Below are 12,954 nucleotides of genomic sequence, written 5' to 3' on the forward strand. Positions count from 1 at the left end.
AAAAGGTTTCAGGCAGACTGGAACACACTGCAATAATAGTGAATACTCATTGATATAGATAAAAGCCGACCAAATACTCGCGACTAAATCGGTTATAAATGGCACTATTTACGTGCAAATTGACAGGCGTTATTTATGAAAATTGCGCATAACGTAAAACTTTTACGTTTACTTAATGTTGTGCCACCGCTTCTAGTAACTGCGTTTGCTGTCATGTTCATATTTGTTGTTGTTAATAATAATCAGATGAAACTGGAAAACGATTTACAAACACTTCGTGACGACTTCGTTTCATCAAGAAAAAGCATGGTTAAAGCACAGGTAGAGCAACTTGTGCAACAAATAGATTATGAAAAAAGTCGAACGGAGTTGATTTTAAAAGAAGATATAAAGCATCAAATATACACCGCTCATACAATATCAATGAATATTTTCAAAGAAAATAGCGATAAATCAGAGCAGGTTGTTACTAAGCTAATTAAATCTGCTTTGCGAGACATTCGTTTTAACAATGGGCGTGGTTATTTTTTCATTTATAAGACGAATGGCGAAAGCATTATGCATCCTGTTATTCCGTCCATGGAAGGTACTCAACAGATTGGCTTGCAGGATGTTAGAGGAAATTACATTGTTCGTGATATGGGCAGTTTAGCTAAAAAGAATGGTGAAACTTACTACACCTGGTGGTTTGTAAAGCCAGAGAATAAAAACGTAGAGTTTAAAAAAATAGGATTTGGTAAACATTTCGAACCTTACGACTGGTTTATTGGCACTGGGGAGTACATTGCTGATGTAGAAAATGACATAAAAAATACTGTTATAGATAACATCTCAAATATAAGGTTTGGAGACAACGGTTATGCTTTTCTCTATGACTATAGTGGCATTGTATTAGCCCATTTTGATAAAGAATTTCAGCATAGCAATTTGTATAACCATCAAAATCCGCTGATACGGGAAACAGGAAAAACTATCATTTCTACTGCACAACAAGGCGGAGGCTTTGTTAGCTACTTTAGCCAGTTCAAACCATTAACCGGAAAACCGGAGAGTAAAACTAGCTTTATTCGTGGTGTTCCAGAGTGGGAATGGGCTCTAGGCATGGGCTTCTATGAGAGCGAAATTGAAGATCCGCTTAATAAACGGGAATCAGAAATACTACAGGAAAACCAAAAACAATTATTTGAACTGTTGTGGTTAAGCGTACTTGTTGCAATGTTGTTTATCATTATTTCATTATATTTTACGAAAAAGCTTTCAAAGAGTTTTATGAGTTATGAAGATAAAATTAATAATGATTTTGATGAGTTGAATAAAGTTAAAGTGCAGATGCAATATCAGGCTTTGCACGACTCACTGACCAGGTTGCCTAACAGGGTGTTGCTAGAAGATCATATTTTCCAAGGGATTAATCTGTCTCGCAAAAATAATAACTTGTTAGCTGTAATATTTGTTGATCTTGATGATTTTAAAAAAATAAACGACTCTTATGGGCATTCAATAGGAGATGAATTTCTAAAGCTGATGGGCGAGTTATTTCATAAAGTTAAGGGTGCTAAAGATTCTGTTGCTCGATTTGGCGGGGATGAATTTATTTTTTGCTGCCCTGACATTGAAAGTTTAGGCGAGGCAGAAAATAAAGTTAGAGAAATACTGTCTATTTTTCACCAGAAATTCGAAGTCGCAGGTAAATCATTTTATTCTACCTGTAGTATTGGTGTATCAGTTTATCCAAAAGATGGTAGCAAAGCAGAACAGTTGATTAGCAAAGCAGACATCGCGCTTTATAAGTCAAAATCTTCGGCGAAAGGAAGGGCATTGTTTTTTAATGGCAGTGTCGATGAAGCCGTAAAGAGAGCTTTTGCGATAGAAACTGAATTACGAACGGCACTGCTAAATGAAGAGATTAGTATTGTTTATCAGCCACAAATTTGTGCGAAAACCGGAAACATTGTTGGCGTTGAGGCGCTTACACGTTGGCATAGCAAAAAATTGGGGGTTGTGTCGCCTGCTGAGTTTATCCCAATCGCAGAAAACAGCGGTACAATTAATGCGTTAGGCGATTATGTCATTTATAAAGCACTATTCGATATCAATTCGTTTAACATCAACAACGCCTTTAAACTGAATCTTTCTATTAATATTTCGCCAAAACAGCTACTAGAGCCTAACTTTGTCGAGAGTGTGGTTCAGGCTAGCGAAGATCTTGCATTTGATCGGCAATTTATAACCCTGGAAATCACCGAGAATGTCCTCATTACAGATTTATCAGTAGTGCTGCCTATTCTGCTTGAGCTCAGAGAGAAAAATTTTAAATTGTCGTTAGATGATTTTGGTACCGGTTATTCCTCGTTAAGCTACTTAAGTAACCTGCCAATCAACGAAATAAAAATAGATCGTACTTTCATAGATAAGTTTCTAACGAATCACCAGAGTGAATCACTGGTAAAAACGATCATCGCCATTGGGGGCTTTTGCGATTTTACCGTGGTGGCAGAGGGTGTAGAAACTAAGGCACAATTAGACAGACTTACCCAATTCCATTGCGATCTTATTCAGGGTTATTATTTTGACAAGCCACTTCCCTTCAACGACTTAATCGCTAAATATCAATCTTGTAATGTTAGTTGTGATTAGTGGGCAGAGTACGTTTATTATCAGCTACAATTGCCAATAGACTAATAGACTTGGACGCTGTGTATGACGGCAAAATTTAATCTGCACCCGCTTGCGCTGTTTGTGTTGTTTGCCGCTGAAACAGCTAAAGCTGAAGCGCAAAGTGATATTTCCACAATTGAAGTCATCGAAGTTACTGCTCAAAAACGTAGCCAAGCGATCAGTGAAATTCCGATGGCCATATCTGCCTTTAATGATAAGCAGTTACAAGAATTAGGTGTTGAAGATACTACCGATCTGGCAATGGTAGTACCGGGCTTCAACTATAGCGATACTGCTTTTGGACCACCGGTATATACGTTAAGGGGCGTTGGCTTTAACGAGTCAAGTGCACAAGCAACCTCTACAGTCGGCATCTATATTGATGAAATCACCATTCCTTTTCCTATTATGACCAAAGCAGCGAACCTTGACCTGGCCAGAGTGGAGATTTTAAAAGGACCACAAGGTACGTTGTTTGGCCGTAATGCTACCGCAGGTGCGATTAACTATATTGCTGCAAAACCTACAGAGAGTTTTGAAACCGGTGTCATTGCCAGTGTGGGCAGTTTTCGATCGCTTAGTACAGAAGGCTTTGTCACTGGCGCCTTAACGGAGAATTTAAATGCACGTTTAGCAATACGGGCAATTTACTCGGGCGAAGGCTGGCAACAAAGTGTATCCAGAGATGACAGACTGGGTGAAAAAGACCGGCTCGCTGCCAGAGTGAGTTTTGACTGGACTGTTAACGGTAAAACAACTGCGCACATTGCGGTAAATTACAACAGCGATAGATCAGAAACACTTGCTCCTCAAGCGATAGAATATATAGCAGCAAAAGCAGGCAATGCGATCAATGGCTCTTTTGATGTTTTTGGCCCAATACTAGATCCCGTAACAAATCCACAGTTTTTTCCTGGCAATCGCCGTGACATTCGCGCAGCAGATTGGACGGCAGATAGAACGCCGGCACTGGCGCATAACATGTATTCCTTATCGCTAAATGTTCAGCATGCATATTCGGACACGTTGCGATTTGTGTCATTAACCGGTTTGCATCGATTTGAAGACAACGGCTCTGAATACGAAAGAGGCGGCGCCGCAGGCGTTAGCGCAGGATATATTCGGAATTTAACCGGCGGCTCGTTGGACACTGTTTTTAATGGGATATACCAAGATTTCTATGAAGGCCATTTACATGGAGATTACGCCTTTATAGCGGATGAAGAATATGTCACATCAGACTATGTTTTTCAGCAGGGTGAAATTGACTCATTCTCGCAAGAGTTCAGGTTTATAAAAGAGCTGCCACGCCATGTCTGGATTGCCGGCGTCTATTTAAGCAACAGCAAAGTGGACTACCGTACAACACAGGATTGGGGGTTAGCGACAAACGTAAATATATTGCCGGCACTGGGATTTGGCTTTAATAAATTACGTAATGTTGTGGTGCAGGAAACATCAACACGTTCGGCTTTCACCAGTGTTGATTGGCATTACAATGACAAGTTAACCTACACCTTTGGTTTGCGCTATTCGTATGATGTTGCCAAATACGATGGTTGCACAGAAGATTTAGACGGTGCAGGATTGGCATTATTTAACCAGTTTTTTTTCGGCGGAAACGATTCTGGCGGTACAGTGAAAGGTTGCGTGACGGTTATAGACTTTGGCCAACCAGGCCAACGAGTTGGTAACATAGAAGACTCATTAAAAGAAGATTCTCTGTCATGGCGTTTTGCCGCAAATTACCAATGGTCGCCCGCCATATCGGTTTATGCTTCGTACAATCGAGGATTTAAAGCCGGCAGTTACCCTTCTTTAGCCGCTATTGTGGCCAACCAACTCGATCCGGTTGTGCAGGAGCAGTTAGACGCTTTTGAATTAGGTATTAAAGCCTCGCTGGCAGAGAATACAGCACAACTCAACCTCGCTGCTTTTTACTACGATTATAAAGACAAGCAACTGCTGACCAAAAAAACTATTCCGGTATTTAGAACGGCTTTTACCCTGGGTAATATCGATGAATCTTATATACGGGGCGTTGAGTTGGACTTGCAATGGTTTGCAACAAACAGGTTATTTATTGGTGCTACAGCCAGTTATATTGATTCAGAAGTAACCAGCGGCAATGGCTTTAACCAGCTGGGCCAGTCGCTGGATTTTGCAGGCTCACCCTTACCCTATACATCAAGCTATCAAGCTAATCTTTTAGCAAAATATGAATGGAATTTGCAAAAAGAATACAGCATGTTTGTTGCTGTTGAAGGGGCCTTTAGTAGTCAGTTTAATGCTGATTTCAAAGCTAATGTCAGTCAAACTAGCCCAGTGGCAGATTTCATTGGCAGCCCGGTAGAAGTATTCATTCCAGCCGAGCCATATTTGTACGATGATCGCTTTACTCAACCTGATTATTTTATAGCAAATGCAAGGTTAGGCTTCGAAAGCAAGGCGGGAGATTGGCGGGCATATTTTTGGATCAAAAATCTAACTGACGAATATTATGTCTCTAGTGTCGTTAAAAATAATGAAATGGTAGCCGCTTATCCAGGCACCACCAGAACATTCGGTTTAACATTCGAAATGACCTTTTTTTGAAAAATAAAACGAGAGGTAGATCGGCACTCGGCCACTTCAAAAACAAAGTCTGATTAATGCACTTGGTAAGTAGCCACATCCTTGTTATCTGGCTTTGGCTGAAGCTGAGCGGCAACAAGCCTAACGTGATATGTTCGAAGGCGAAGTGAGTGCAGCCTTGTTGTGTGATATTTGAAGTGCGACGAAAAGTGGTATGGCGCTGGGTAATGACAGGTTTAAACAGGAAGTTGCGGATTTATCGGGACGGCGGCAGCAAATGGGGCAGAGGGGACGGTCGACAGGGTGGCAAGAGCCGATTTAATTTTAATCTAACCCTAATTATCAATATAAATATCAGTGCAATATACAAAATCAGCGCAAAAAAAGTGCCCGCATGCGGGCACTAAACCGGAGTTACAACAGGGAGGGTATTACAGTATGATCAATTGCCCATGGTGTATCTGACACCAATGGCGTACCTTGGCCCATATTGCGCAGCACTTAAGAACTGCCGTTCGAACCGGCCAAAGCTGCGCTCGGTTTCATTGGTCAGGTTAATACCTTCGAAGAATACGGTCAGGTTTTCATTAACGTCGTAGTTAACGCTTAGATCCCACTGTAAGTATTCTTCAACATAATTAGGCGGCGCATCAGTTGTGTCTGGCTGGCCCTGTCCCGCCAGATATTCGTCACGCCATGCGGCCGTTAACCGGACCGACCAGCCTTCTTTCTCGTAGAATACCTGCCAGTTGGCCGAGTTACTCAGACCGGGCAGAATCGCCTGTGCCGCCAGCACGAAATTATCGTACTCCACATCACCGTCCACCAGGGTGCCGTTGATTCCCGTGCCGAAACCACTGTCGCCAAACACGTGCTGAACCGCAAATTCCAGGCCGTTTACTTTTCTGGCACCGACGTTTTCAGGAGAATTGATTGTCCACGAAATCAACGGATCGGTAGCAGGATCCGGTAACACACGGTTGTTTTCACCTATACCCACACCATTGGCAACAATCTCGTTGTAAATGGCTGCATCGGTAGCCTGCTCGCCACGAGCCTGAATGGCCGCAACCGCATTATTCCAACGCTGGCCCTGATAAACGTCATGCAAGCCCTCGAAGGTTGTGGTGACTTGTGAGTTATCGATCCAATCGTCAACGTCTTTCCAAAACAGGCCTATGGCCGCATAACTTGCATCGCCGTAGTAATATTCCAGCGAGAGGTCCAGGTTGGTTGATTCAAATGGTTTCAGATTAGGGTTGCCGCGGCTGCCACTTCTGGCGCCTATCTTGGGTGAAGGTGTCAGACTAAGGTTGCCAAGCATCTGCCCCAGGGTGGGCCGGGTAATGGTTTTGCCTGCCGAGAAACGTCCAACCCAGTCTTCGGTGATATCGACTTTCACGTCAAACATGGGCAGCAGTAAGTCATAGTTGCCGGTGAACTCGACCTCTACCAGTTCACCGCCACTGGCGAACTGCGTCAGCCACTCTGACCCTCCGGCCCAATAGACATACTCAGGCACGCGGCTCCGAGCCGGGCTGACAATGTCGGTTTCTTCATAGCGTAAACCGAGGTTCACATCGACATAGTAACCTTTGACTTCAAATTCCCACTCCGTTGAAACATAAAGGCTGAGCGTTTCTTCTTCGATGCGATTCACCGGGAACATCTCCGGCCCGAATGTGCCAATCTCGTAAGCATCAGCGCCCAGCACATCCTGTGTGAGGAAGGCCATTTGCCGGATGATGGCTTCATCGATATCAAAGGTATAAGCATACCCGGGGGATACCCCATCTGGTCCGAAGGCAAATTGATTCAGAAAGTCACTCAAGTCAACACGTTCAAACATGCTATCCGGGAAAATTTCGGCAAAGGTGCCGTTGTTGAATCCCGGCGCGTTGGCGTTATTGGAGCCACCAGACCCGCTAAGAGATTGCTTGGTGTAAGCCGCACCGAATGAAACACCCATCAGGCCATAACCAAGATCGGGCAGCCAATCCCCGCCAAACTGATACTGAGTAACTTCTGATTCACCCGGGGTACGGGTGAAGATGCTGAAGTTCGATCCTATTTCACTCGGGCTGAGTTCATTGGAGCCATTTTGCCAGCTGATGTTGTAGCCTGGAATATCACCCTCGCGGAAAAAATACTCCTTAGATAACAGAGCAGCCGACCCCAGAATGACCCGTGCCTGTGCCCCTAATCCCTTATCCTTGCCATTGTCTGTGGTGGTTTTGGACGTATGGGCATCAAAGCTGAAGTTTAATGAATCAGAAAACGCCCATGCGACGTTAAAACCAGTAGCTTTTGAGTCGACTTCGCCAGTCTCCCTGAAACCGGTAAAAGAGCCATCATCGCCGGATGAGTTGTAATAAATGGCCGTGCCATTTTCATCTAACTCATAGGCATTAGCATTGCCACCAAAGGAACCGTTCCACACGCCCCACGACAGCGAGTTATTGCCGGTCACCGCATTGGAAATGGTGTGATCCAGCGTCAGGATCACATCATCCGTTGCCGCAAACTGAAAGGTCACCTGACCATTGGTTCGCTCACGTTGAATATCATCGCGGGCGAAACTGATTTCCTGAGGAAAGAATGCTGCGGTAACAGGCTGTAAATCGCCGTTGGCATCAGGTGCCCAGAAACGGGGAATGACCTCGCCGTTGGCATCCATCGGCCGGCCATCCACAACATCCGACGCATCCACTGACAAGGACGGGTTTAACTGCCAGGAGCGGATATTTGCAGACTGCCGCTGGAAGTCTCTGCGGTGGAAGGAAAAGTTAGCGGTAACGCCAAAACGGTCATCCATAAAGGTATTGCTGTAAATACCCGCAAATTCAGGCGTCAGGTCGTCACCGGCTTTATTCGAGGAGTCATGCAGGCCCTTCGCCATAAAGGAGTAACGCTCTCCCGGATTTTGCAGAGGTTTAGCAGTAACAATATTGACCGTTGCGCCCAGGCCACCTGTTGGCACATCTGCTCGGGCGGTTTTGTATACCTCTAACGCACTGACTCCCTCGGAAGATAAGTTTTCAAAGTTAAACGACCGTGAAAAACCTGTTCCGGCCATCTGACGACCATTGAGGGTAACCAGGTTGAATTCAGGACCAAAGCCCCTGACAGTAATCTGACTGCCTTCACCGTTTGCCCGACTAACCGATACCCCGGTAATACGCTGCAACGATTCAGCCAGGTTAGTGTCGGGAAACTTACCCATTTCCTCTGCTGAAATGGCATCCACCACGCCCGAGGCTTCGCGTTTCACGTCCATCGAACGCGCTAAACTACCACGAATCCCCTTTACCTGAACAATCTCAATATTGACGTCCTGCGCCTGTTCTGGCTCTTGTTCCGCTTCCTGCGCCTGCACCGGCATGAGCAGGCCGGCTGTCAGTACGACTGATACCGCAATGGCAACCCGGCTTTTATTAAATAATATTGGTTTCATAATGGTTTTACTCTCGTCGCACTGATTAGTTATTAGAAATTTCAGCGTTATCAATTTGATACACCGCACCCGTGCCAGTACCCCAGGCTGGGAATACCATAATTACACTGATGTCGCTGATATCTAAGCCAGCGTCAAACAGGCTTTGTAACGGAAAGCTGTAACGTTGCCATTCGCCGGTTACCGGTGTCTGGTCGTTGTTACCCGCCGCTAACGGCAGCTCTACCGCACTGGCAGCACCAGAGGACTCGATTTTAAATAGCCAGCTTGAATCCGGATTGGCAGGGGCATCTACTACCCGCATGTCAAAACTTACACTGCCATTGGCCAGCAGTGGCGTAGCGTCAAAAGATACGCCCGGGTTGGCTAAAAAGCCCTGTACGGTTTCTGGCGAGCCCAATACTGAAAACTGCGCGACGTTACCGTAAGGAGCACCTGCATCAACAACCTGCGGCGTAGAGCCGGCACAACAATCCCACAGAGTCCAGTCCGGGTTAACGTCGTCCCGGAACAGCGTTAACAAGCCGGCATTCTGGGCATTAGGGTTATAGATCCTGACATTATCCAGCCGGTATATCGCGCCCTCGCCAGTACCCCAGGCAGGAAATACCATCAACACATCAATGGCACTGATATCAAGGCCGGCATCTGACAAGCTTTGAATGCTGAAGGTATAAGTGGCCCACTCACCGGTAACAGGCTCATTTCCGGCATTGCCAGCACTGAGCGGCAGTTCTACAGCAGAAGCCGCGTTATCTGCTTCAATTTTAAACATCCAGCTCGAATCCGGGTTAGCCGGTGCTGCTACCACTTTCATTTCAAACTGCACTACGCCCTCAGCCAGCAAGGCTGATGCATCAAACGGCTCACCAGAACCATCTGGCGCACGGTTAATAAAGCCCATAACGGTTGGAGAAGCGCCAATAGTGAACTCGGCGGTCAGGCCATGTGCTTCGTCATCCATTGCTTCAACCGGAGTTGAACCGCCACAACAATCCCACATAGGCCAGGCCGGGTTCTGGCCATCGGTAAAAATAGTCAGCTCGGGCGAGGCACCATCAGGCTGCGCAATTTTTACGTTGTCTACCCGATAAACCGCACCATTACCGGTATCCCAGGCTGGGAAAATCATGACAACATCGATAGCTGATAAATCCAGGCCGGCATCGGCCAGCATTTGAAGCGGGAAAGTATAGGTTTGCCATTGACCGGTAACTGGCGCAATGCCCTCGCTACTGGCGGTAATAGGCAGTTCGGCGAAGGTGGTGTTTTCATTGCTTTCTACTTTAAACATCCAGCTTGAACCGGGGTTAGATGGCGCAGACACTACCTGCATATCAAAGCTGATACTGCCATTTTCAATTAAGGGTGAGGCGTCAAACGGGCTGGCCACACCTGCCGGATCAGTAATAAAAGCTGAGCGGGTAATAAAGCCATTTACGGTAGGCTGAGCATTAACAACAAACTCGTACACATTACCACGGCCCTCAACTTCAAGCAGAGCAGGGGTAGAGCCACCACAGCAATCCCAGGCAGGCCAGTTCGGGTTAGGCGTGTCAGCAAAAATCGTCAGATTCTGGGCAACATCGGTAGAAGGTGGCGACGGGATCGGGGCTTCGCCTGTGACCAGAGTTTCTTCATCTTTATAGCCGGCACGCACCGTCTCACAACCTTTGCCGCTGTCTAAATCCTGGCCGCATTGGTATACCCGGACATAATCAATTTCGTAAGTCTGGCCATCAGCAAAAGCAGCAGCGTCAATTCCCAGGTTGTTGACATTCTCCGGCCAGTTACCGCCAACTGCCAGATTCAGCAATAAGTGGAAGCGCTGGTCAAATGGCGCGTTATTCCACTGCGTTTCCAGTGCGCCGGTGACAATATTATAATACTCAGCAAACCAGCCCCGGTGACTGAGGCCCACCGCTTCGCCGCGGCTGTTAAAGCGCACTTTAGACGCCATTTGAGTCTGATACAGATAATCGTCAACATACCAGCGAATTTCGCCTTCATTCCACTCAATAGCATAGGTATGGAAATCATCAGCAGGGTTAACACCCTCTGGCAACAAATAGGCCTTGCCTGAGCTGGCGTTATTCGGCCAGTCGCGACCATAATGGATAGTGCCGTGGACATTGGCTTCTGCCACGCTATCTTCACCAACCACTTTCAGGTTAACTGCTTCGACAATGTCGATTTCACCCGATTTCGGCCAGCCGCCATACACTTCATCAGTAGGCAGCATCCAGAACGCCGGCCAGCTACCCTGACCCGAGGGCAATTTGGCCCGCATTTCAAAGCGGCCATATTTAAAATCGCCCTGGTATTTGGTATTCAGCCGGGCCGAAGTATAAGGCAAAGGAGCGCCTTCTGCTGCAGGTAACGCTACGATCTTCAGAGTGCCGTCTGATACAAAAGAGTTTTCCGGGCTGTCGGTATAGCATTGTTTTTCATTATTACCGCCACCGGCGCAATTTACTTCATGCGTCCACTTTCTGTTGTCGATGCTGGTGCCATCAAACTCGTCACTCCAAACCAGTTGCCAGTCACTTACCGGCGCGGTTGGGTTAACCGCGGTTAAATCGGTATTAGTGGCAGTATCGCCACCACAACCGGCCAGGCCTGCCGCCATTAGTAAGGCGGTTAACGTTGAAATATGTTTCATTTTAATTATCATCCCCTGGGTCTTTGCTACCTGCTGACTGAAACGCCAACACCAATAAAGGTATCTGCAACACAAAAATGTAAGCGCTTACAAAAGGTAGATGATTAAATTTCAGCCGTCAATAGCGCTGCGACAAAAAGCCGAACCAAAGCAGGGCAGGTTATGTCAACTAAATGACTTTTTTATTAAGTTTCAAGCAATAAGCATGCACAAATAAAAAAGGGCCCTCAGGCCCTTTGCTAACTTTTGGTGCAGCTTATTCGACAGTAACCGATTTTGCCAGATTACGTGGCTGGTCTTGCGTTAAGTTGATGACACGAGTATGCCGGCAAGTCTCATGTACAATATCCTTACTTGTTCACTAAAATGGCTTTCCTGTACGTTTCAGCTTTTCAGATATAGGAAATCAATAAATTTATACATATCCGCCTCAATGTGTATAGTTTTTTGAATTTTTTATACATACTGTATCAACATATATATAAAAATCACCGGGAACTTTGCATGTCCTACGTATTAGCAGCACTGCCACTACCAAGCATTGAACAATGGGAAACCCGCGCGGTATTAAAGAAGACAGCAGAAGCGCATCGTTATCTAGCCGAACTGAAAGGTGTTGCTGCGAGTATCCCCAACGAAGCCATACTGATCAACACGCTAAGTTTGCAAGAAGCAAAAGACAGCTCAGAAATAGAAAACATCATCACCACTCACGATGAATTATATAAAGCCAATCTGTTTACAGATGCGGTTACCAACCCTGCCGCCAAAGAGGTGCAGGACTATGTGTTTGCCTTAAAAGAAGGTTTTCAAACTGTTAGACGGCAAAAACTAATTCGACTGACCGATATATTGCAAGTGCAGGAAAATCTGGAGAGAAACCAGGCAGGTTTACGCAAACTGCCGGGAACAGATCTCAAAAACGCCCACACAGGAGAAATCATTTATACGCCACCACAGCATGCAGAAACCATAGCTGGGTTAATGCACAACCTTATCGAATACATTAACAATGATGAACTCTGTGATGCTGACCCGCTGGTAAAAATGGCGATTATCCATCACCAGTTTGAAAGCATACATCCATTCTACGACGGTAATGGCCGCACAGGCCGGATCCTGAACATTTTGTATCTGGTGGCCAAAGAACTACTAAACCTGCCGGTTTTGTACCTAAGTAGATTTATGATTCGTGACAAAGCAGCTTATTACGCGCAATTACAGCAACTGCGCGAAACTGGTGATTGGGAGTCATGGCTGATCTATATGCTTGATGGTGTAATAGATACTGCAATTAATACCATTTCGCTGATCACTGAAATAAAAACCCTGATGGAAACCTACAAACACCGAATCCGGGACGAGCTACCCAAAATTTATCGTCAGGAGTTGCTGAACAATGTGTTCAACCATCCGTATACTAAAATTGAGTTCGTAATGATTGACCTTGGAGTATCCCGCATTACCGCAACTAAGTATTTAGAAGAACTTGTCCAGCATGGTTTTCTGCACAAAGAAAAAATTGGCCGCAGTAACTATTACATTAACCATCTGCTGTATAGTTTACTGATGCTGCATGCTTAACCACCATGCAGCGCTTAGAGCC

At 45.7% G+C, this 12,954-nt stretch carries 5 protein-coding genes; 3 read left to right on the forward strand and 2 right to left on the reverse strand.

The annotated features are described in order from the left end of the window. The first annotated feature begins 135 nt into the window (after positions 1–135). Both H141_RS0110315 and H141_RS20925 read left to right on the forward strand, forming a co-directional pair. The gene (locus tag H141_RS0110315) at positions 136–2,637 is read left to right on the forward strand and encodes a bifunctional diguanylate cyclase/phosphodiesterase (RefSeq protein WP_019676188.1); all 2,502 of its coding nucleotides are present in this window, start codon (positions 136–138) and stop codon (positions 2,635–2,637) included. 63 nt (positions 2,638–2,700) lie between these two features. Beyond that, a complete protein-coding gene (locus H141_RS20925; RefSeq protein ID WP_019676189.1) occupies positions 2,701–5,253 on the forward strand; it encodes a TonB-dependent receptor in 2,553 nt (850 codons plus the stop codon). A 421-nt stretch (positions 5,254–5,674) separates the two neighbouring features. On the opposite strand, the gene H141_RS0110325 is transcribed toward H141_RS20925, so the two are convergent. Further along, positions 5,675–8,686 (reverse strand): TonB-dependent receptor, encoded by a 3,012-nt coding sequence (locus H141_RS0110325; protein WP_026349377.1) that lies wholly within the window; start codon positions 8,684–8,686, stop codon positions 5,675–5,677. Between the two features lie 25 nt (positions 8,687–8,711). Further along, on the reverse strand, positions 8,712–11,348 hold the full coding sequence (locus H141_RS0110330) for a glycoside hydrolase family 16 protein (RefSeq protein ID WP_205620374.1): 2,637 nt from the start codon (positions 11,346–11,348) through the stop codon (positions 8,712–8,714). A gap of 447 nt (positions 11,349–11,795) precedes the next feature. On the opposite strand from H141_RS0110330, the gene H141_RS0110340 reads away from it, so the two are divergent. Continuing rightward, positions 11,796–12,932, forward strand: coding sequence for a Fic family protein (locus H141_RS0110340; protein ID WP_240473118.1), 1,137 nt, complete (start codon positions 11,796–11,798; stop codon positions 12,930–12,932). Positions 12,933–12,954 lie beyond the last annotated feature (22 nt).

It is taken from the genome of Arsukibacterium perlucidum DSM 18276, assembly GCF_000382165.1.
GTDB classification, from domain to species: Bacteria; Pseudomonadota; Gammaproteobacteria; order Enterobacterales; family Alteromonadaceae; genus Alishewanella; species Alishewanella perlucidum.